21 protein-coding genes are annotated in these 19,455 nt (G+C 66.8%); 11 read left to right on the plus strand and 10 right to left on the minus strand.

The window, feature by feature from the left end; translation table 11 throughout:
• Nucleotides 1-55: 55 nt before the first annotated feature.
• Entirely contained in the window at nucleotides 56-919 is an 864-nt protein-coding gene (locus IP90_RS09005) for an SMP-30/gluconolactonase/LRE family protein (protein ID WP_144899646.1), read from the plus strand.
• Between the two features lie 197 nt (nucleotides 920-1,116).
• Here IP90_RS09005 and IP90_RS09010 read toward each other — a convergent pair whose 3' ends face one another.
• Together IP90_RS09010 and ubiH are read right to left on the minus strand one after the other, a co-directional pair.
• A complete protein-coding gene (locus tag IP90_RS09010) occupies nucleotides 1,117-2,295 on the minus strand; it encodes a UbiH/UbiF family hydroxylase (protein WP_144899308.1) in 1,179 nt (392 codons plus the stop codon).
• The gene (gene ubiH, locus IP90_RS09015; protein ID WP_144899309.1) at nucleotides 2,292-3,506 is read right to left on the minus strand and encodes a 2-octaprenyl-6-methoxyphenyl hydroxylase; all 1,215 of its coding nucleotides are present in this window, start codon (nucleotides 3,504-3,506) and stop codon (nucleotides 2,292-2,294) included. The genes IP90_RS09010 and ubiH overlap by 4 nt, the downstream gene beginning before the upstream one ends.
• A gap of 81 nt (nucleotides 3,507-3,587) precedes the next feature.
• On the opposite strand from ubiH, the gene IP90_RS09020 reads away from it, so the two are divergent.
• From IP90_RS09020 to IP90_RS09060, 9 genes are all read left to right on the plus strand, one after another.
• Nucleotides 3,588-4,187: a hypothetical protein gene (locus IP90_RS09020; RefSeq protein WP_144899310.1), complete on the plus strand. Its 600-nt coding sequence runs from the start codon at nucleotides 3,588-3,590 to the stop codon at nucleotides 4,185-4,187.
• 9 nt (nucleotides 4,188-4,196) lie between these two features.
• Nucleotides 4,197-4,751 (plus strand): cob(I)yrinic acid a,c-diamide adenosyltransferase, encoded by a 555-nt coding sequence (locus tag IP90_RS09025; RefSeq protein WP_144899311.1) that lies wholly within the window; start codon nucleotides 4,197-4,199, stop codon nucleotides 4,749-4,751.
• 2 nt (nucleotides 4,752-4,753) lie between these two features.
• Entirely contained in the window at nucleotides 4,754-5,686 is a 933-nt protein-coding gene (locus IP90_RS09030; RefSeq protein ID WP_144899312.1) for a histone deacetylase family protein, read from the plus strand.
• Between the two features lie 171 nt (nucleotides 5,687-5,857).
• On the plus strand, nucleotides 5,858-8,227 hold the full coding sequence (gene lptD, locus IP90_RS09035; RefSeq protein WP_144899313.1) for an LPS-assembly protein LptD: 2,370 nt from the start codon (nucleotides 5,858-5,860) through the stop codon (nucleotides 8,225-8,227).
• Nucleotides 8,224-9,606: a peptidylprolyl isomerase gene (locus tag IP90_RS09040; RefSeq protein ID WP_144899314.1), complete on the plus strand. Its 1,383-nt coding sequence runs from the start codon at nucleotides 8,224-8,226 to the stop codon at nucleotides 9,604-9,606. The genes lptD and IP90_RS09040 overlap by 4 nt, the downstream gene beginning before the upstream one ends.
• A 1-nt stretch (nucleotide 9,607) precedes the next feature.
• On the plus strand, nucleotides 9,608-10,585 hold the full coding sequence (gene pdxA, locus IP90_RS09045) for a 4-hydroxythreonine-4-phosphate dehydrogenase PdxA (RefSeq protein WP_144899315.1): 978 nt from the start codon (nucleotides 9,608-9,610) through the stop codon (nucleotides 10,583-10,585).
• On the plus strand, nucleotides 10,582-11,367 hold the full coding sequence (rsmA, locus tag IP90_RS09050; protein ID WP_144899316.1) for a 16S rRNA (adenine(1518)-N(6)/adenine(1519)-N(6))-dimethyltransferase RsmA: 786 nt from the start codon (nucleotides 10,582-10,584) through the stop codon (nucleotides 11,365-11,367). Before pdxA ends, rsmA begins: the two co-directional genes overlap by 4 nt.
• A gap of 35 nt (nucleotides 11,368-11,402) precedes the next feature.
• Nucleotides 11,403-11,783, plus strand: coding sequence for a Co2+/Mg2+ efflux protein ApaG (apaG, locus tag IP90_RS09055; protein WP_144899317.1), 381 nt, complete (start codon nucleotides 11,403-11,405; stop codon nucleotides 11,781-11,783).
• Nucleotides 11,784-11,802: 19 nt separating this feature from the next.
• Nucleotides 11,803-12,663 carry a symmetrical bis(5'-nucleosyl)-tetraphosphatase gene (locus IP90_RS09060; RefSeq protein ID WP_144899318.1) on the plus strand — a complete coding sequence of 287 codons (861 nt, stop codon included), beginning with the start codon at nucleotides 11,803-11,805 and terminating at the stop codon, nucleotides 12,661-12,663.
• Here the strand turns inward: IP90_RS09060 and IP90_RS09065 are convergent.
• The 8 genes from IP90_RS09065 to IP90_RS09100 form a co-directional block, all read right to left on the minus strand.
• On the minus strand, nucleotides 12,648-13,142 hold the full coding sequence (locus tag IP90_RS09065) for a dihydrofolate reductase (RefSeq protein ID WP_144899647.1): 495 nt from the start codon (nucleotides 13,140-13,142) through the stop codon (nucleotides 12,648-12,650). The two genes, IP90_RS09060 and IP90_RS09065, sit on opposite strands and share 16 nt — an antisense overlap.
• A gap of 50 nt (nucleotides 13,143-13,192) precedes the next feature.
• On the minus strand, nucleotides 13,193-13,987 hold the full coding sequence (locus tag IP90_RS09070; RefSeq protein WP_144899319.1) for a thymidylate synthase: 795 nt from the start codon (nucleotides 13,985-13,987) through the stop codon (nucleotides 13,193-13,195).
• Nucleotides 13,984-14,853: a prolipoprotein diacylglyceryl transferase gene (gene lgt, locus IP90_RS09075; RefSeq protein WP_144899320.1), complete on the minus strand. Its 870-nt coding sequence runs from the start codon at nucleotides 14,851-14,853 to the stop codon at nucleotides 13,984-13,986. Before lgt ends, IP90_RS09070 begins: the two co-directional genes overlap by 4 nt.
• A gap of 247 nt (nucleotides 14,854-15,100) precedes the next feature.
• On the minus strand, nucleotides 15,101-15,589 hold the full coding sequence (locus tag IP90_RS09080) for a TPM domain-containing protein (RefSeq protein WP_144899648.1): 489 nt from the start codon (nucleotides 15,587-15,589) through the stop codon (nucleotides 15,101-15,103).
• Between the two features lie 14 nt (nucleotides 15,590-15,603).
• Nucleotides 15,604-16,509 (minus strand): TPM domain-containing protein, encoded by a 906-nt coding sequence (locus IP90_RS09085; RefSeq protein WP_144899321.1) that lies wholly within the window; start codon nucleotides 16,507-16,509, stop codon nucleotides 15,604-15,606.
• A gap of 18 nt (nucleotides 16,510-16,527) precedes the next feature.
• Complete coding sequence (locus IP90_RS09090; RefSeq protein ID WP_144899322.1) at nucleotides 16,528-17,175, minus strand: LemA family protein; 648 nt, start codon at nucleotides 17,173-17,175, stop codon at nucleotides 16,528-16,530.
• Nucleotides 17,176-17,317: 142 nt separating this feature from the next.
• Entirely contained in the window at nucleotides 17,318-18,067 is a 750-nt protein-coding gene (locus IP90_RS09095; protein WP_144899323.1) for a TerC family protein, read from the minus strand.
• Between the two features lie 17 nt (nucleotides 18,068-18,084).
• Nucleotides 18,085-18,465, minus strand: a complete 381-nt coding sequence (locus tag IP90_RS09100) for a diacylglycerol kinase (RefSeq protein WP_144899324.1) — start codon at nucleotides 18,463-18,465, stop codon at nucleotides 18,085-18,087.
• A 234-nt stretch (nucleotides 18,466-18,699) separates the two neighbouring features.
• On the opposite strand from IP90_RS09100, the gene IP90_RS09105 reads away from it, so the two are divergent.
• The gene (locus IP90_RS09105; protein ID WP_144899649.1) at nucleotides 18,700-19,410 is read left to right on the plus strand and encodes a GDSL-type esterase/lipase family protein; all 711 of its coding nucleotides are present in this window, start codon (nucleotides 18,700-18,702) and stop codon (nucleotides 19,408-19,410) included.
• The last annotated feature ends 45 nt before the right edge of the window (nucleotides 19,411-19,455 follow it).

Raw genomic sequence — 19,455 nt, forward strand, 5'->3', positions numbered from 1 at the left:
AGGCACCGTGTCCCGGCCGCTGACCGCGCTGATCGCATTCCTTGCGCCCGGCCCGATGGGTGCGCAGGCGCCACAGTCCGCCGACGAATTGTTCGTGGCGCGCGATTACGTCGCCGACCACGTTTTCACCCAGGGCATCGAAGGTCCGGCGATGGGACCCGATGATCACCTGTACGTGGTCAACTTCGCCCGCGAAGGCACCATCGGCCGCGTGCGCACGGGTGAGGACGGTCGGGGCGTCGCCGAACTGTTCGTCGAACTGCCCGAGGGCAGCACCGGCAACGGCATCCGCTTCGACCGCCGGGGCGCGATGTATGTCGCCGACTACAGCGGCCACAACATCCTTCGCATCGATCTGCAGGACAGGAAGATCGAACGATTCGCGCACCAGCCGGCGATGCACCAGCCCAACGACATCGCCATCACGGCCAATGGTTCGCTTTACGCCAGCGACCCGGACTGGAAAAACAGCAGCGGACAGCTTTGGCGCATCGACCGCGACGGCAGCACGCACCTGCTTGAAAGCGGGATGGGCACCAGCAACGGCGTCGAAGTCAGCCCCGACGGCAGGCACCTGTACGTCAACGAAAGCGTGCAGCGCAAGGTCTGGCGCTACGACCTGCAAGCCGACGGCAGCGTCGCCAACAAGCGGTTGTTGATCCAGTTCCCCGAGCATGGCCTGGACGGCATGCGCAGCGACGACGCCGGCAATCTCCATATCGCCCGCTACGGCGCAGGCGTGGTGGCGGTGGTGTCGCCACAGGGCGAACTGCTGCGCGAGGTGAAACTCAAGGGCCACAAGCCGACCAACGTCGCCTTCGGCGGCGCCGATGGCCGCAGCGTGTACGTGACCCTGCAGGATCGCGGCGCGATCGAGGTTTTTCGCGCCGAGCACCGGGGGCGTGAGTACGGCCGCTGAGCACGATATCAGGCGCCCTGCAACAACAGCCTTCGTGCTTCTCACGGTCTGTCGTCGAAAGCAAAGCCGCTCGGCGGAGATCGACCACCGGTTGCAGCATCCGTAGCGTGCGCTGTGCGCGCGAGAGAGTTCCCATACGTGCGCACAGCGCACGCTACTTACTTCAGGCGACTCAGAACTACCGCATGCGGCAATGACTAGACACCCGCCGCGCGCTTCCACAGCCCATGGGTCACTGGAAGCAGCCTGCCTGCCAGCCCGAGCAGCGGTCCGCGCAGCAGGGTGGCGGCGACGCCATCGCTGGAGAACACACGGTTGATGCCATCGAAGGCATAGGCTGCCATCGCGTTGTCGCTGCGGCGCGTGCGCGCCCAGCGCGCGAGGCGTTGCGGCGAGGCGTAATCGGCGCGGCGTGCGCGCGCCGCGCGGATGGAATCGACCAGTGCCGTCACGTCGCGCAAGCCCAGGTTCACCCCCTGCCCGGCCAGTGGATGCACCACGTGCGCGGCATCGCCGATCACCACGACACGCCCGCTGACGTAGTCGCGCGCCAGCTGGCGGCGCAACGGAAACGCGGCACGCTTCGACATCACGCGCGTAGGGCCGAGCCTCATCTCGAAAGCCGTAGCCAATTCGCGATCGAAAGCCTCGTCGTCCAACGCCATCACGCGGGTGGCATCGTCTTCCGGTAGCGTCCACACGATCGAACTGGAGCCGTCGGCGCAGGGCAGGAATGCCAGCGGACCGGAAGGCAGGAAGCGCTGCCACGCGGTCTGCTGGTGCGGAAGTCCGGTCTCGACATAGGCCACCACGCCGCGTTGCGCGTAATCGTGCGCATCGACTTCCATGCCCGCCAGCTCGCGCACGCTGGATCCGGCACCATCGGCGGCAATCACCAGGTTCGCTTCGAGGCGGCTGCCGTCGTCCAGGCGCAGGCGCACGCCATCGTCCAACGGTTCCAGCGCCTCGACCTTGGACGGACAACGCAGCTGCACGCCCGCGGCAGGCAGCGCTGCCCACAAGCGGTCGACCAGCAAGCCGTGCTCGATGATCCAGCCGAGCTCGTCGCGGCCGAAGGCATCGGCATCGAACTGCAATTCGCCGCCGCCGGCCGCGTCCCAGACGCACATGCGGCGGTAAGACTGCACGCGCGCATCCACCACTGAGGTCCACACGCCACAGTGCTGCAGCAATGCGGCATTGTCCGGCGCGAACGCGTAGACGCGCAGGTCGGGCCGATCCGCCCGCCACGGCGGCGGCGCATGCGCTTCGACCAGCGCGACCTCGAGGCCAAGTTTCGACAGCGCCAGCGCGCAAGCCGCGCCGACCACGCCGCCACCGACGACGGCGATGTCCAGGCGATTGCGGTGTCTCATCGGCACAGCCTCGGCACGTCGCCACGGAACCCCATCGCACCACCGACCAGCATGCCCTGCATTGACGGCACGCGATCCAGCGCCAGCAAGCCGAGGCTGCGCAGCGGCCGCAGCAGCGGCGACGTGTTCGCCGTCAGGCGTGCCAGTCCGTCGGAGAAACCCAGCGTGCGCTCGCGGTCCTCGCGTCGGCGCGCGACATACGCGGCAAGCAATTCGTCTGCGCCGGGATCGGCAGCGATTTTCGTCGACAAGCGCGACTCGATCAGTTCGGCCAGCGTCAGCGCATCGCGCAGGCCAAGGTTGAAGCCCTGCGCGCCGATCGGATGCAGGGTCTGCGCGGCATTGCCGACCAGCACCGCGCGCGGCGCCACCAGCGCATCGGCAACCGCGCCGATCGCCGGATACAGGCTGCGTGGTCCGCTGTCGAGGAAACGGCCGACACGCCAGCCGAAGGCCTGCTGCACGCGCTCCCGCCAGGCTTCGTCGTCCAGTGCGGCAACGGCATCGGCGTGTTCGCGCGCGACCGCATGCACCACGCCGAAGTGGCGATCGCCGCGCGGCAACAATGCGGTCGGGCCATCGTCGCCGAGCCGCTCGTAGGCAGTCCCGTCCGGTGCGCGCTCGGCACGCATGCGCGCGACGAACAGGGTCTGCGCGTAATCGCGTTCCTCGCTGCCGATGCCAAGCGCGGCGCGTACGCCGCTGCGCGTGCCGTCAGCCGCGACCACCAGCCGCGCGTCAATCACGCGTTCTCCGTCGTCATCGACAATGCGTACGCGCCTCGTCTCACCAGTGTCGTCGTCGAAACCAACGAAACGCGCGGGCCGGTAACGGGTGAAACGGGTCAGTTCGCCCAGCCGCGATTCCAGCGCAGCGCCGAAATCGCTGGCGACCACCACCTGACCGAAGGCGTCGCGACCGTAGTCGGCGGCGGCCAGGCGGATGCGGCCGAGATCGCCGCGGCGGCTGACATGGATGCGCCGGATCGGCCCGGTCGCGTGTGCGAGTTTCTGCATCACCCCGAGCGCGGTCAGCGCATGGACGGTCGCCGCGGCGAAGCTGAGATTGCGCTGGTCGAACACCGCTGGCAGCGCGCCGGCGGGTGTGGCCTCGACCAGTCCCGTATCGACGCCGAGCCGGTCCAGGGCGATGGCCAGGCTGGCGCCGACCAGGCCGCCGCCCACGATGACAACGTCGTGTTCTGCCTTCATCACGCCATGATAAGGCCGCGGCCGGGCCAGTTCGCTAGAATGTGGTCTGTCCTGCATGCCGTGTCCGGAGTTTCCAGCGCCATGAACACCACCCTGCAACGCGCCATCGTCCTGTCCCTGCTGATGTTGCTGATGACCGCGACCCGGACCCACTACTTCACCCACTTCACACCGGTACCCGACGCTTCGTGGGCCGTATTCTTCATCGGCGGCTTCTACCTGCGTGCGTGGACACGCTGGGCGTTTCCGCTGCTGATGGCGCTGGCGGTGACGGTCGACTGGTTCGTGATCAGCGGCCAGGGCATCAGTTTCTGGAGCCACTACTGCGTGTCGCCGGCGTACTGGTTCCTGATCCCCGCGCACCTGGCGATGTGGATGGGCGGCCTGTGGCTGCGCCGCCATTACACGGGCGCAAGCCTGCCCGCGCTGGGCCGGCTGGCCGCGAGCCTGCTGGTCGCCACCACGCTGTGCCATCTGCTGGCACAGGGCAGCTTCTACTGGATCAGCAGCAGCGTGGCCGAGCCGACCCTGGCCGGCTGGTGGAAGAACTACAGCGACTGGTTCCCACTCTACCTGGGCAGCACCGCCATGTTCGTCGCCGTGGCCGCCATCGCGCAGGTCGCCAGCGAGCAGGTCGCGAAACACGCGCAAGGTGCGGCGCAGGATCGCCGGCAGCACTGACCGAACGCCATGGGCAATCGTCTCAGCAAGATCTATACGCGCACCGGCGACGACGGCAGCACCGGTCTCGGCGACGGCACGCGGGTGGCGAAGGATTCGGCCCGCGTCACTGCCTACGGCACGGTGGACGAAGCCAACTCGGCGATTGGGTTGCTACTGGCTGGCGAACTGGATGACGGCATCCGCGACCTGCTGACGACCGTGCAGCACCAGTTGTTCGATCTCGGCGGCGAACTGTGCATCCCCGGTCACGCCGCGATCGTCGATGCCGACATCGATGCGCTCGAGCAGCAGCTCGACAGCTACAACGAAGACCTGCCGCCGCTGAAGGATTTCATCCTGCCCGGCGGCGGCGAAGCGGCGGCGCGCTGCCATCTGGCGCGCACCATCGTGCGCCGCGCCGAGCGCGAGACGGTGACGCTGTCGCACCACGACGCCGTGCGGCCGGAAGCGGTGCGCTACCTCAATCGCCTGTCCGACCTGCTGTTCGTGCTGGCGCGGGTGCTGGCGCGCGCCAGCGGCCATGGCGAAGTGCTGTGGAAGCACGAACGCCGCAAGCGCTGAGCATGACGGCGTCGCCCGTCATCTTCACCCACTCGGCCTGTCTCGCACACGACACCGGCCCCGGCCACCCCGAATCTTCCGCGCGGCTGGGCACGGTCATCGATGCACTGAACGCCGCCTTCGACACTGCAGACTGGCGCGAAGCGCCGCGCGCCAGCCGCGGCCAGCTGCTGCGTGCACACGACGCGTCGCTGCTGGAGACCGTGCTGGAAACGCATCCGACGGAGCGCATCCTGCTGGATCCCGACACGGTGCTGTCGCCGGCTTCCGCCGAGGCCGCATTGCGTGCCGCCGGCGCCGGCGTGGCCGCGGTCGACGCCGTGCTCGGCGGAGAAGCACGCAGCGCGTTCTGCGCGGTGCGACCACCCGGCCATCACGCCACCGCCGACACCGCGATGGGCTTCTGCCTGTTCAACTCCGTCGCAGTGGCGGCGCGGCACGCACTCGACAAGCACGGCCTGATGCGCGTGGCGATCGCCGACTTCGACGTGCACCATGGTAACGGCACGCAGGCGATCTTCGACACCGACCCGCGCGTGCTGTACCTGAGTTCGCACCAGTGGCCGCTGTATCCCGACACCGGCCACGCCAACGAACGCGGCGTCGGCAACATCGTCAACGTGCCATTGCCGGCGGGCGCGGACAGTGCCGCGTTCCGGGCAGCGTGGCGCGACACGCTGCTGCCGGCGCTGGACGCCTTCCGTCCGCAACTGGTGTTGATCTCGGCCGGATTCGACGCGCACTGGCGCGATCCGCTGGCGCAACTGCGGCTGGATGTCGAAGACTACGTTTGGATCACCACCCAACTTGCCGTCCTTGCCGGACGCCATGCGCAGGGCCGGATCGTATCGATGCTGGAAGGCGGTTACGACCTGCAGGCCCTGCGCGAATGCAGCGTCGCGCACATGCGCGCGTTGCTGCCTCCCGCCTTGTAGGGCGGAGCTCGCTCTGCTGCTTCCGATCATCGCCGGCCGCATGAAAACCGGCAAAGCCGTAATCGCTGCCGGCCACCACGCTGCCTCGACCTGAACAAGAGTCGGCCCCTCGCGTTGCCCGCCCGCAAGGGATACGGCAAGCTAACCGCCGATTCCGTTCCGGACCGCCGCGTGCGCCCTGCTTTCCGCCTGCTGCCGCTGCCCTTCTGCATCGCGATCTCGCTGTCGGCGCAGGCGGAGGATCCACCGCCGGACTGGGGACTGTGTCCGGTGGAGGACGCCATTCCCGCGTTCGAAGGTGCCCCCGCCAAGCTGCCGCCGGGCGCGATCGCCGCACCGCGCAGCGAACAGCCGACCGACATCGAAGGCGACAGCCTCGGCGGCGTCAAGGACCAGTCGATCGAATACCAGGGCAACGTCGCGCTGACCCGTGGCGACCAGTTCATCGGCACCGACAAACTGACCTACAACGAACAGACCGAGACCTACGTGGCCGAGGGCAACGTCCGTTACCAGGACAGCGGCATGCGCGTGGTCGCCGACCGTGCCGAGGGCAACCAGGGCAAGGACCAGCACAAGATCGACAACATCCGTTACCAGCTGATCGACCGGCGCGGCCATGGCGGCGCGGAAAGCATCGAGATGGATGGCACGGAAGGCTCGATGCGTCGCTCCAGCTACACCACCTGCCCGCCGGATGCCAAACATTGGGAACTGCGCGCGCGGCAGATCGATGTCGACACCGAAAAAGGCATGGGCGTGGCGCGCAACGCGACCCTGCGCATCGGTCGGGTACCCGTGCTGTACGTGCCGTGGTTCATGTTCCCGATCGACGACACCCGTCGCACCGGCCTGCTGTATCCATCGCTGTCCAATTCCAATCGCAACGGCTTCGACTACCGCCAGCCGATCTACCTGAATCTCGCGCCGAACTACGACCTCACCCTCAACCCGCGTTACATGACCAACCGCGGCGCATCGCTGGGCGCGGAGTTCCGCTATCTCAATCCGCGCGGTGCCGGCACGATCACCGGCATGTACATGCCCGACGATGAACTGCGCGATCGCGACCGCGGTCATTTCACCTTCAACGCCTTCCAGAACCTCAGCCGCCACTGGCGCGCGCGTAGCAACCTGATCTGGATCAGCGATCCGCGTTATTTCGAGGACTTCAGCAACAGCATCAACGGCACGTCGATCACGACTGCCGTGAGTACCTTGGGCCTATATGGACGCGGGCCTTACTGGGATGCGTCATTGATGGCGGACCATCATCAACTTGCCGACCCTACATTGACGGATGCCAACCTGCCATTCAGCAGGCAACCACGCGCGAATTTCCGCTGGGAGCAACCTTTTGGCAGTTGGATCATGGCAGGGGTCGATGCTGAGGCCGTGCGTTTCCACAAAGGTGACGCCATGGTCGGCTCGACCCGTCGGGAGTTTCCCGGAGGATCCCGCTTGGACCTGAAGCCCTACGTCAGCTTCCCCCTGGAAGGCGCCAGCTGGTTCTTGCGACCCACGCTCGCTTGGCGTCATACCGAATACAGGCTCGATGAGGGACTTGGCGCCAGACTGGGCGGCAACAATCCAAGCCGCAGCCTGCCAATCGCGAGCCTGGACTCAGGGCTGTTCTTCGACCGTAGTTTCCGCTGGCGTGACCGCGAATACCTACAGACGCTGGAACCACGAATCTTCTATCTCAACGTCCCCTACCGGGACCAATCCAACCTGCCGGTATTCGATACCAGGCTGTTGAGTTTCAGTTGGGGCCAGTTGTTCCGCGACAACCGCTATTCCGGCGCGGACCGCCAGACCGATGCCAACCAACTGACGGTCGCCGTAAGCAGCCGCATGATCCGTGGAGCTGACGGGTTCGAGAAACTCTCCATGAGCCTGGGACAGATCCGCTATTTCGAGGATTCGCAGGTCACGCTGCCGAACGAGCGGACCACACAACATGGCAAATCGTCATGGGTCGCGGACGCCAACTGGTCGCCGAGCGACCGCTGGACGATCGGCGCTTCCTACCAGTGGGATTCCCGGTTGCGCCGCGAGGACCTTGCCAGTGTTCGCGCGCGCTACCTGCTCAAGGACGATGGCATCGTCAACCTCGCTTACCGTTACCGCCGCAACCTGAATTTCCAGCCGGGTCGACCGCTGAGCGACAGCAACCAGCCCGACCTGCTCGAACAGGTCGACTTCTCGTTCCTGTACCCGATCAATCCCACCTGGAGCGTGGTCGGACGCTACTACTACTCGATCTTCGACAAGAAGCCGCTCGAGACCGTCGCCGGCGTGCAATGGGAAAGCTGCTGCATCGCCGCTCGGCTGATGGGGCGGCGCTGGGTCAAGAACGTCGAGGGCGAGCTCGACACCGGCATCCTGTTCGAAATCGAATTGAAGGGGCTCGGCTCGGCCGGCCAGGATACGAGGCGCACGTTGCGCCGTGCTATTCTCGGCTATTACCGGGACGACCTTTACCTTGTGCCGCCCGAGACCGCAACGGGCCAGAAAGCCGATCCGGATCCCACGCCATGAAGAAAATCCTGTTGTCCGCGTTCGCCGCCGTGGCGTTCGCCGGTACCCCCGCCTACGCCCAGAACACGCAGCCGATCGACAAGATCGCGGCCGTCGTCGACGAGGACGTGATCCTGCAGAGCGAGCTCGATCGCGCCATGCGCAACGTGCTGGCGCAGTACGCCAACCGCCAGGACCAGCTGCCGCCGCGCGACGTGCTTGAGAAGCAGGTGCTCGAACGCCTGATCCTGGTGCGCCTGCAGGTGGCGCGCGCCGAGCGCAGTGGCATCCGGGTGACCGACGAGGAAGTCGACCAGGCGGTCAGCGGCGTCGCCAGCCAGAACGGCATCAGCGTCGACCAGTTGCGCCAGCAGCTGGCATCGGAAGGCATCAGCTTTCCCGATTTCCGCGCCACGCTGCGCGACGAGATGGTCACCCAGCGCCTGCGCCAGAGTTTCGCGCAGGGCCGCATCAATGTCAGCGAGGCGGAAGTCAACGCCGCTCTGGCCACGCAGGCCAACGCCGGCGCGCAGTACCACCTCGCCCACATCCTGGTGGCGGTACCCGATGGCGCGACTGCCGAGCAGATCGCGACCGGGCAGAAGAAGATCGACGGCATCAAGGATCTGCTCGACAGGGGCGAGATGGATTTCGCGGCCGCTGCCGTGCGCTACTCCGACAGCCCGAACGCGCTGGAAGGCGGCGATCTGGGCTGGCGCAGCCAGGACGAGATTCCGACCGCCTTCGCCGAGCAGATCCGCACCATGCAAGCCGGTGGGCTGGTCGGACCTCTCCGTGGGCCCAGTGGTTTCCAGCTGATCAAGCTGGTCGAAGTGCGTGACGCGGCGCAGGGCGCGCCGGGCACGGTGACCCAGTACCAGGCGCGCCACATCCTCGTCGCCAACCAGGATCCGGCGAACGACGCGCAGGCCAAGGCCAGGATCGACACGCTGCGCGCGCGCATCGCCGGCGGCGCGGATTTCGCCACGGTCGCCCAGGAAAATTCGGACGACGCGAACACCAAGGAGAAAGGCGGCGACCTCGGCTGGTTCGCGCAGGACGCGTTCGGCGCGGAGTTCGGCGAACAGGTCGCGAGCCTTGGCGACGGCCAGGTCTCGGCACCGTTCAAGACCTCGGCCGGCTGGCACATCGTGCAGCGCGTGGCGACCCGCCAGACCACTGCCAACACCGACGACACCCGTCGCGCCCAAGTGCGCGAAACCATCGGTCGTCGCAAGCTGGAAGACGAATACAACCGCTACCTGCGCGAGATGCGCGGCGAAGCCTACGTGGACATCCGTACCGGCGCCGCGCCGGCGCAACCGGCGCAACCGGCGCCCGCACCGGCTCCGGCCGCCGAAAGGCCGAAGTCGCTGCCGGGCAGCGCAAGCGAGCGCTGACATGCGTCCTCGGCTTGCCCTGGTTGCGGGCGAGCCGGCGGGGGTCGGCCCCGAATTGTGCGTGCGGCTGGCGCAACGGCCGCGCACGGATTGCCGGCTGACCGTCTTCGCCGATCCCGACACATTGCAGGCGGCGGCCGACGCCCTGTCGCTGCCGCTACGCCTGCTCGACGCCGACGCGGATGCCGAGGCGCCGGGCGATATCGCGCTGCACGCCTGCCCGAACCGGGTCGCAAGCCGTTTCGGCGAAACCGATCCGCGCAATGCGCGCGCGGTCATCGATGCACTGCATGCCGCGGCCGATGGCTGCCTCCACGGCCGGTTCACTGGCCTGGTCACCGGTCCCGTGCACAAGGCCGCGATCAATGCCGGGAACATCGCCTACACCGGCACCACCGAACTGCTCGCCGCGCAGGCCGGATGCGAAGTGGTGATGATGCTCGCCAACGATGTGGTCCGCGTCGCCTTGGCCACCACTCATCTGCCGCTGCGTGCCGTCGCCGATGCGATAACCGGCGCAAGCCTGGTCACCCAACTGCGCATCGTGCACGCTGCGCTGCGCGATGATTTCGGCATCGCATCGCCCACCATCGCCGTGCTCGGCCTCAATCCGCATGCCGGCGAGGCCGGGCACATGGGTCGTGAGGAAATCGACGTCATCGAGCCAGCACTGGCGCGGCTTCGCGCGGAAGGCATGCAACTGGTGGGCCCGCTTCCGGCCGACACGGCCTTCCTGCCTGCGAAGCTGTCACATTTCGATGCGGTGCTGGCGATGTACCACGACCAGGGTTTGCCGGTGCTGAAATACAGCGGCTTCGAGCGCGCGGTCAACCTCACCCTGGGCCTGCCGTATCCACGCGTGGCCGTGGACCACGGCACCGCGCTCGACCTGGCGGGCAGCGGCCGCGCCGATCCTTCGAGCCTGTTTGCCGCAGTCGAGACCTGCGCGCGCTTCGCACGCAACCGGGCCGCGCGATGAGCCTGTTCAACGAGCCGCCGAAGAAATCGCTGGGGCAGCATTTCCTGCACGAACGCGGCGTGATCGACAAGATCATCCTCGCCATTGATCCACGCCCCGGCGACCGCATCGTCGAGATCGGGCCTGGCCAGGGCGCATTGACCCTGCCGTTACTGGCGCGACACGGGGCACTGACCGCGATCGAATTCGATCGCGACCTGCTGTTGCCATTGGCTGCCGCGGCCAGCGACGTCGGCCAACTGACGCTGGTCTCGGCCGACGCGCTGAACGTCGACCTGACCGTGCTTGCCGATGGCGAGCCGATGCGGCTGGTCGGCAACCTGCCGTACAACGTCTCCTCGCCGATCCTGTTCCATGCCCTCGATCACGCGGCCGCGATCCGCGACATGCACTTCATGCTGCAGAAGGAAGTCGTCGACCGCATGGCGGCCACGCCTGGCAGCAAGGTATATGGGCGGCTAAGCGTGATGCTGCAGGCTTACTGCCGGGTGACGCCGCTGTTCATGGTGCCGCCGGGTGCGTTCCGGCCACCGCCAAAAGTGGATTCGGCCGTGGTCCGGCTGGTACCGCGCGCGCCTGAGGAAATCGGCATCGCCGATCGCGCGCGCTTCGCCGCGATCGTGCGCGCGGCGTTCGGCCAACGTCGCAAGACGCTGCGCAACGCGCTGCATGACGTGGCCGATACCACGATGATCCAGGCTGCCGGCATCGATGCTGGCCTGCGCGCCGAACAGGTCGATGTCGCCGGCTTCGTCCGCCTTGCCAACCTGCCGGCGGCATAGTCCGGACTTTCACGCTGCTCGCTTACACTGTCGGCATGGACAACGCCGACTACGCCTTCGACATCGACGTCGCCACCCGTTATCTCGACGAGCAATCCGTGCCCGACGAGGGACGCTACGTGTTCGCCTACACCATAAGCATCCGCAACCGCGGTCGCGTCCCCGCGCAACTGCTCGGTCGCCATTGGGTCATCACCGATGCCAACGGCAAGGTCGAGGAAGTCGAGGGCGAAGGCGTGGTCGGCGAACAGCCGTGGCTGCGTCCGGGCGAGGATTTCGAATACACCTCCGGCACCATCCTGGAAACCAGCATCGGCACGATGCGCGGCAGCTACGACATGCTGGCTGACGACGGCACGCATTTCGCCGCGCCGATCCCGGCGTTCACCCTGTCGACGCCGCGGACCCTGCACTGACCGGCATGGTGATCGGCGCATGAGTGTCTGGGCAATCGGCGACCTGCAGGGCTGTTACGAGCCTACGCAACGCCTGCTGGAGCGCATCAATTTCGATCCGGCCACGGACCGGCTGTGGTTTTGCGGCGACCTGGTCAACCGCGGCGGAGAATCGCTGGAGACATTGCGGCTGGTGCATTCGCTACGCGCGAACTGCGTCACCGTGCTGGGCAACCACGACCTGTCGCTGCTGGCTATCGGCGAGCGTCGTCCCGAGGAACAGCGCAAGGTCAACCCGGACCTGCAGCGCGTGCTGTTCGCCGAGGACCGCGACGTGCTGCTGGAATGGCTGCGCACGCAACCGCTGCTGCACGCCGATCACGAGCTCGGCTGGATGATGGTGCATGCCGGGCTGGCGCCGAAATGGACCGTGTCGCTGGCGGAAAAGCACGCGCGCGAGGTCGAACAACGCCTGCGCGGCGAGCAGTACCGCAAGCTGCTGAAGAACATGTACGGCGACCAGCCGCCCTGGTCGCCGGGTCTGTCCGGGGTCGAGCGCGACCGCGCGATCATCAACGTGTTCACGCGCATGCGTTACTGCACGCCGCGCGGACGCATCGCGTTCGACGCGAAGGGCTCGCCAGGCACGCAACCGCCCGGCTTGTATCCCTGGTACGAAGTGCCCGGCCGGGCCGAGCGCGACCTGAAGATCGTGTGCGGACACTGGTCAGCGCTGGGACTGTTCATCGGACACGGCGTGCATGCGCTGGACACCGGCGCAGTCTGGGGCGGCAAGCTGACCGCGTTGCAACTGGACAGCGAGGAATTGCGGATCGTGCAGGTGCCCGGACGCGACGTGCCCGTGTCGCAGCAACCACATCCGGCTCAAAGGCGCTCGTAGTCGACGAACTCGAAATCGAATGCGTGCCGGGTATCGGCCGCATGCGTTTCGCGCGACGTGATCCGCCACTGGCCCGCATCGAATGCCGGGAAGAACGTATCGGCCGCTGCGACCGCGGTTTCGACATGGGTGAGGTACAGGGCATCGGCGCCCGACAAGGTCAACGCATAGATCTCGGCGCCGCCGATCACGCACAACTCCAACGCGCCTGCTGCTCTGGCCGCCTGGACGGCGGCGTCGACCGATGCGAGCGCCTGCATGCCTTCGAACGGTACGCGTCCAGAACGCGTCAGCACCAGGTTAGGCCGCCCCGGCAATGCGCGCCCAAGCGACTCGGCGGTTTTGCGCCCCATCAGCACCGGCTTGCCGAGCGTCAACCGCTTGAACCGCTTGAGGTCGTCCGGCAGGCGCCAGGGCAAGGCATTGCCCTTGCCGATGGCGCCGTTGCGATCCAGTGCCGCGATCAGCACAACACGAATCGCAGCTGCCTGCCTTTGCGAATCACCAATCACGAATCACCAGCCACGGCCTATACCGCCACCGGCGCCTTGATCGCAGGCAGCGGATCGTAGCCTTCGATCGCGATGTCGTCGTAGGTGAAGGCGAACAGGTCCGTCACCTCCGGATTGAGCTTCAGCGTCGGCAGCGGCCGCGGCTGGCGCGACAACTGCTCGCGCGCCTGCTCGTAGTGGTTCGAATACAGATGCGCGTCGCCTAGCGTGTGCACGAAGTCGCCGACACCGAGCCCTGTCGCCTGCGCCACCATGTGCGTCAGCAACGCATAGCTGGCGATGTTGAACGGCACGCCGAGGAAGATGTCGCCGCTGCGCTGGTACAGCTGGCAACTCAGTTTTCCGTCCGCCACGTAGAACTGGAACAGCGCATGGCAGGGCATCAGCGCCATGTCCGGCAGGTCGGCGACATTCCAGGCGCTGACGATCAACCGGCGCGAATCGGGATTGCGCCTGATCTCCTCGACCAGCCAGCGCATCTGGTCGACTTCGCGACCATCGCCGGTCGCCCAGCGCCGCCATTGCTTGCCATAGACCGGGCCGAGTTCGCCCTGTGCATCGGCCCATTCGTCCCAGATCGATACCTTGTGGTCCTTCAGATAGGCGATGTTGGTATCGCCGCGCAGGAACCACAGCAGCTCGTGCACGATCGAGCGCAGGTGCAGTTTCTTGGTAGTGACCAGCGGAAAACCCCGGTCGAGGTCGAAGCGCATCTGCCAGCCGAACACGCTGCGCGTGCCGGTGCCGGTGCGATCGCCTTTTTCGGTGCCGTGCTCGAGCACGTGCCGCAGCAGGTCGAGGTATTGCTTCATGCGCGCGATTCCGGCTGGAGCACCGGCGAGCGGCGCGACAGCCATAGCCAGAACAGGCCCAGCGCGATCAGTGGCAGGCTCAGCACCTGGCCCATCGTCAACCAGCCGAAGGCGAGATAGCCCAGTTGCGCGTCGGGCACGCGCACGAACTCGACCGCGAAGCGGAACAGTCCATACAGCAGCGCGAACAGGCCGGCCACGGCGTAGCGTGGGCGCGGCTTGCGCGAGTACCACCACAGCACGCAGAACAGTACCAGGCCTTCCAGCACCGCCTGGTAAAGCTGCGAGGGGTGCCGCGCGAGCGCATCCAGCGCGCCGCTAGCGTATTTCGCCTGCAGCTGCTGCGAATCGAGCCCGGCCAGGCTGGACTCGGCGCGCGGAAACACTACGCCCCAGCCGGCCTGCGTGTACTTGCCCCACAACTCGCCGCCGATGTAGTTGCCCAGGCGACCGAAACCGAGGCCGGGCGGCACCAGCGGCGCGACGAAATCGACCACGTCGAACACATGCAGGCGATGCCGCCGCGCCCACCACGCGATCGCCAGGAACACACCCAGCAGGCCGCCGTGGAAGCTCATCCCGCCTTCCCACACCTTGAACAGCATCAACGGGTTGCCGATGAAATCGCCGAACGCATAGAACAGCACGTAGCCGATGCGCCCACCGAGCACCACGCCCAGCATCGCGTAGAACATCAGGTCGCCATAGGCATTGGTGTCGACGCCCGGCAGGCGCCCGGCATTGATGCGGCTGCGCCCCAGGAACCAGGCGGCGGCGAAACCAAGCAGGTACATGATCCCGTACCAGTGGACTTGCAGCGGGCCGAGCGAGAAGGCAATCGGGTCGATCTGGTGCAGGACGATCATCGGGCGGGAATTTTCACGAAGCCGGCGATGGTCCTATTGTGCCGCGCCGCGGGCTCCTGCGCAGGCGAAATCATCACAACGCGCCGCTGCGCGCGAGATTGCGCCGGCTGCTGTCGGGGCACAAAGCCGTTGGACGCCTTCGTCGCGCCTCGCTACAGGTAGTAGCCCGGACAAGCACAGCGCACCCGGAGCGCATCGCAACCGAACCCGAACGCGGCCTCACCAAGGCTAGCAACGCGGCACAGGCCTAGAGCAGGTGCGGCTGGTCGGCAAGTTCGTTACGGTCGTCGTCACCTGCGGTACGCGGGAAATGCTCGGCCAGCAGGTCGGAAATCGCGGACACGCCGCGGACCACGGCGTCTTCCGGCTCGCCTGCCTTCAGCCGCTCCTCGATCAACAGGCAGACGCCGCGCCACTGCTCGGCGCTGACCAGCGGATCGAGGCCACGATCGGCGACGATCTCGATGCGGTGGTCGGCCAGCAGCAGATAGACCAGCACGCCATTATTGGCCTCGGTATCCCAGACGCGTAGCTGCGCGAACACCTCGGACGCACGCAGGTGTGCATCGTGGCCGGCCCAGACCGATTGCGCCGGCAGCGCGGCCTCGACCGCGAAACAGATTTCGCCGCGATGGCGACGCTCGCCCTCGGCGATGGCCGCGGCGATGCGCTGCATGCGCTCCGGTGGAAACAGGCCGCGCGCCGAGCGGGCGAAGAGATGACGCAGCAGTCGCATCGGAGCCATCGCCATCACCAGCTCCCCGAGGCGCCGCCGCCTCCGCTCATGCCGCCGCCGCCCGACCAGCCGCCGCCACCGAAACCTCCGCCGCCAAAGCCGCCACCACTGCCCCAGCCGCCACCGCCGAAACCGCCCCAGCCGCCTGCTCCGCGCGCGAAACTGCCGGCAGACACGCCGACCAGGCCGTACACCAGACCGAGTACCGCCGCCGCGACGCCGAGCCCGAGCAGCGACGAGATCAGCCACGCCACGCCGCCTGCGGCCGCACCCGTCGCCAGGCCGCGCACCGGTGCCGGCGTCCGCCTGAACACGACACGGACCAGGTTGGCGACGATGAACGCCGCCAGCAGCGCGAACACCCAGCCGCCACCGTCTTCTTCGCTGCGATGGTCGGCCATCGGCGCCGGCAGCGGTTCGCCGTCGATCAGTTTCACCAGCGCGCCGGTGGCATCGATGATGCCGCCGCCGTAGTCGTCCGCGCGGAATTTCGGCACCAGGTATTCCTGGATGATGCGACCGGCAGTGATGTCCGGGATCGCACCTTCCAGGCCATAGCCAGGCTCGATGCGCACGCGGCGATCGTCCTTGGCCACCACCAACAGCACGCCGTCGTCAACGCCCTTGCGACCGAGCTGCCATTGCTCGAACGCGCGCACCGTGTACTGCTCGATGCTCTCCGGTTGCGTGCTCGGCACCATCAGCACCTGCAACTGGCTACCCTTGCGCCGCTGCAGCGCCAGCGCCTGCTGTTCCAGCTGCTGTTTCTGCGCGGCGCTCAGGGTTCCGGTGGTGTCGACCACCGGCGAGTCCAGTGGCGGGATCGCCGCCTGCTGTGCCAGTACCGCGAACGACGCGCCGCCGGCCAGCAGCAGGGCAAGCCAGAGGCTGCCGGCAGAGCTTCGCAGGCGTCTTGTCATCGCTACGATCGCGACCGCTCAGTTCGCCGGTTGCGGTGACGGCTGCGGAGGCTGTGGCGTGGCGGACGGCGCTGCCGGCTGGCCGAAATCGACCGCGGGCGCCTGCTGGATCTGGCGTTCGTTCTCGACCGTGAAATTCGGCTTCTGCTGGTAGCCGAACATCATCGCGATCAGGTTCTGCGGGAACGAACGGATGTAGGTGTTGTAGTCCTGCACCGTCTGGATGTAGCGGCCGCGGGCGACGGTGATGCGGTTCTCGGTGCCTTCCAGCTGGGTCTGCAGCCCGAGGAAGGACTGGTCGGCCTTGAGGTTGGGGTAGTTCTCGGTGACCACCATCAACCGCGACAACGCGCTCGACAACTCGCCCTGCGCCTGCTGGAACTGCTGCAGCGAAGCGGCATCATCGGCATTGACGTTGATCTGGCCGACCTTGGCGCGCGCCTCGGTGACATCGGTGAGCACCTGCTGCTCATGCGCCGCATAGCCCTTGACCGTGTTGACCAGGTTGGGAATGAGGTCGGCGCGGCGCTGGTATTGGTTGAGCACCTCGGACCAGCCGGCCTTGACCGATTCGTCCTTCTGCTGGATCTGGTTGTAGCCGCAACCGGACAGCAGCACCGCGAACAGGCTCAACAGCAACAGACGCAAGGGAGAAAGCGCACGCATGGCCCGGCTCCTGTGGGAAGGCCGGGCCATTGTGCCCCATCGGATGTTGGGCGGGTTTTCACCCGCCATCACGGCATGCGTCGGATGCGAGGCGGCTACGCGAATGCCTCGCGGCGACAGTGGCGGCGATCCGGAGCCCGCCCTACCACTCGCCGGCGCCGGGCACGTGATGCGTCACCGCACGACGCCGCATCAGCAGATTCAGCCACTCGACCAGCACCGAGAAGCCCATCGCGAAGTAGATGTAGGGCTTGGGCACGTGCAGGCCGAAACCATCCAGGATCAGCACCGCGCCGATCAGCAGGATGAAGGCCAGTGCCAGCATCTTCACGGTCGGGTTCTCGTCGATGAACTTGCCCAGCGGGTTGGCCGCCAGCAGCATGATCGCCACCGCCAGCAGGATCGCGAACACCATGATCGGGATGTGTTCGGCGATGCCCACCGCCGTGATCACGGAGTCGAGCGAGAACACGATGTCGATGATCGCGATCTGCAGGATCACCATGCCGAACACCGACGAACTCTTGGTGGTGCGCGGATCCTCGTCCTCGCCGCCGGAAATCAGGTCGCGGATTTCCAGCGTGCCTTTCACGATCAGGAACGCGCCGCCCAGGATCAGCACCAGGTCGCGGATCGAGACGCCCATCCCGAACAGCACGAACAGGTCCTGCTCCATCCGCGCCAGGAACGCCAGCATGACCAGCAGCAGTATCCGTGTGATGCAGGCCACCGCGATGCCGATCTTGCGCGCCACCGCGCGTTGATGCTGCGGCAATCGCCCGACCGCGATCGAGATGAATACCAGGTTGTCGATGCCGAGCACGATTTCCAGCGCGCTCAGGGTCACGAGCGTCAGCCATGCGTCGGGGGAAGCCAGGAAACTAAGATCCATTCTTGTCTCGCATCAGTTCAGAGGTAACGCGACCCGAGGACTGCGCCCCAGACCACCAGTACGTTGAGCATCAACACAAACACCGCCGCCGAGCCCATGTCCTTGGCACGACCGGCCAGCTCATGGTGTTCGGGACCGTAACGTTCGATTACCGCTTCGACCGCGGAATTGAGCAGTTCGATGCTCAGCACCAGCAGCATCGAGCCGATCAGCAGCGCGCGTTCTACCCCGTTCGCACCCAGCCACCAGCCCAGCGGCGCCAGTAGCACGAACAGGTAGACCTCGAGCCGGAATGACGACTCGTACAGCCACGCCGCGCGCAGGCCCTGCAGCGACCACATCGTCGCTTTCATTACCCGTGCCGGTCCGCGCGGCAGATGTCCGAATTCGTCCGCCATGGGAAGAGTCAGGCAGCCTGTCCGCACGAGGCATCCGGCAGCGCCGCAATCCGGACGCCGGGCAGACCGGGCTCGACGGTGGACGGCGTTGGAGCGTGCATGTGGATCTCGCGCGGGCCACGGGGCCGAAGTCCGCGATTTTGCCACAAGGTGCCGCCGGCCCTCGCCACGGCCGCGTTTGCAACGCCGGCGCCGCGCTGCTTCACTGATCGCCCACCCCTACGGAAATCGAGCATGCGCCTGTATGCCGCGCGCCCATTTTTCTGGAGCTTGCTCGCCGTCCTGGCGCTCGTCGCCGGCTGTGCGGGCGCACCGGCCGCCACAGGACGATCCGCGATCACGCTCGACCCGGTCTCCTCGCCTGACTGGGCCGAAGACATGCGGCGCTTCGCGGCGGAGGACGCGGTCACTGCGCCGCCCGCGCGGCCGGTGGTCTTCACCGGCAGCTCCTCGGTGCGGCTATGGCGGACCCTGGCGGAGGATTTCCCCGACGTGCCGGTGCTCAATCGCGGCTTCGGCGGCTCGCAGTTGCGCGATGTCGCGCATTACGCGGACCAGGTCGCCGTCCGCTACCGGCCGCGGATGATCCTGGTCTATGGCGGCGACAACGACATCGACGCCGGCCGCAGCCCGCAACAGGTGCTGCAGGACTTCCGCGCACTGATCGCCCGCTTGCGCCGCGACCTGCGGGACGTACCGATCGCCTATCTGTCGATCAAGCCCAGTCCCGCGCGTGCAAACCAACTGGCCGCGCAACAGCAGGCGAACGCACTGGTGAAGGCCGAAGCGGCCGGAATGGAAAAGGTGCTGTTCATCGATGTCTCTGCGCCGATGCTGGACGCGGCGGGACGGCCTCGCGCGGAGCTGTTCACAGACGACCGCCTGCACATGAATGGCGACGGTTACGCGCTGTGGCGGACGATCGTGGCGCCGTACCTGGAATGAATCGCCTGCTGCCTCATCGGATGCGTTCGAGGTCGACGCAAATGG

Origin of the sequence: Luteimonas cucumeris (assembly GCF_007830035.1) — a bacterium.
Lineage (GTDB): Bacteria > Pseudomonadota > Gammaproteobacteria > Xanthomonadales > Xanthomonadaceae > Luteimonas_C > Luteimonas_C cucumeris.

What these genes read in the sequence shown, in the direction of transcription:
- IP90_RS09005 (WP_144899646.1), top strand. Translation starts at nt 56, where the DNA reads ATGGGTGCGCAGGCGCCACAGTCCGCCGACGAATTGTTCGTGGCGCGC.
- IP90_RS09010 (WP_144899308.1), bottom strand. Translation starts at nt 2,295, where the DNA reads ATGAGACACCGCAATCGCCTGGACATCGCCGTCGTCGGTGGCGGCGTG.
- ubiH (WP_144899309.1), bottom strand. Translation starts at nt 3,506, where the DNA reads ATGAAGGCAGAACACGACGTTGTCATCGTGGGCGGCGGCCTGGTCGGC.
- IP90_RS09020 (WP_144899310.1), top strand. Translation starts at nt 3,588, where the DNA reads ATGAACACCACCCTGCAACGCGCCATCGTCCTGTCCCTGCTGATGTTG.
- IP90_RS09025 (WP_144899311.1), top strand. Translation starts at nt 4,197, where the DNA reads ATGGGCAATCGTCTCAGCAAGATCTATACGCGCACCGGCGACGACGGC.
- IP90_RS09030 (WP_144899312.1), top strand. Translation starts at nt 4,754, where the DNA reads ATGACGGCGTCGCCCGTCATCTTCACCCACTCGGCCTGTCTCGCACAC.
- IP90_RS09040 (WP_144899314.1), top strand. Translation starts at nt 8,224, where the DNA reads ATGAAGAAAATCCTGTTGTCCGCGTTCGCCGCCGTGGCGTTCGCCGGT.
- pdxA (WP_144899315.1), top strand. Translation starts at nt 9,608, where the DNA reads ATGCGTCCTCGGCTTGCCCTGGTTGCGGGCGAGCCGGCGGGGGTCGGC.
- rsmA (WP_144899316.1), top strand. Translation starts at nt 10,582, where the DNA reads ATGAGCCTGTTCAACGAGCCGCCGAAGAAATCGCTGGGGCAGCATTTC.
- apaG (WP_144899317.1), top strand. Translation starts at nt 11,403, where the DNA reads ATGGACAACGCCGACTACGCCTTCGACATCGACGTCGCCACCCGTTAT.
- IP90_RS09060 (WP_144899318.1), top strand. Translation starts at nt 11,803, where the DNA reads ATGAGTGTCTGGGCAATCGGCGACCTGCAGGGCTGTTACGAGCCTACG.
- IP90_RS09070 (WP_144899319.1), bottom strand. Translation starts at nt 13,987, where the DNA reads ATGAAGCAATACCTCGACCTGCTGCGGCACGTGCTCGAGCACGGCACC.
- lgt (WP_144899320.1), bottom strand. Translation starts at nt 14,853, where the DNA reads ATGATCGTCCTGCACCAGATCGACCCGATTGCCTTCTCGCTCGGCCCG.
- IP90_RS09080 (WP_144899648.1), bottom strand. Translation starts at nt 15,589, where the DNA reads ATGCGACTGCTGCGTCATCTCTTCGCCCGCTCGGCGCGCGGCCTGTTT.
- IP90_RS09085 (WP_144899321.1), bottom strand. Translation starts at nt 16,509, where the DNA reads ATGACAAGACGCCTGCGAAGCTCTGCCGGCAGCCTCTGGCTTGCCCTG.
- IP90_RS09090 (WP_144899322.1), bottom strand. Translation starts at nt 17,175, where the DNA reads ATGCGTGCGCTTTCTCCCTTGCGTCTGTTGCTGTTGAGCCTGTTCGCG.
- IP90_RS09095 (WP_144899323.1), bottom strand. Translation starts at nt 18,067, where the DNA reads ATGGATCTTAGTTTCCTGGCTTCCCCCGACGCATGGCTGACGCTCGTG.
- IP90_RS09100 (WP_144899324.1), bottom strand. Translation starts at nt 18,465, where the DNA reads ATGGCGGACGAATTCGGACATCTGCCGCGCGGACCGGCACGGGTAATG.
- IP90_RS09105 (WP_144899649.1), top strand. Translation starts at nt 18,700, where the DNA reads ATGCGCCTGTATGCCGCGCGCCCATTTTTCTGGAGCTTGCTCGCCGTC.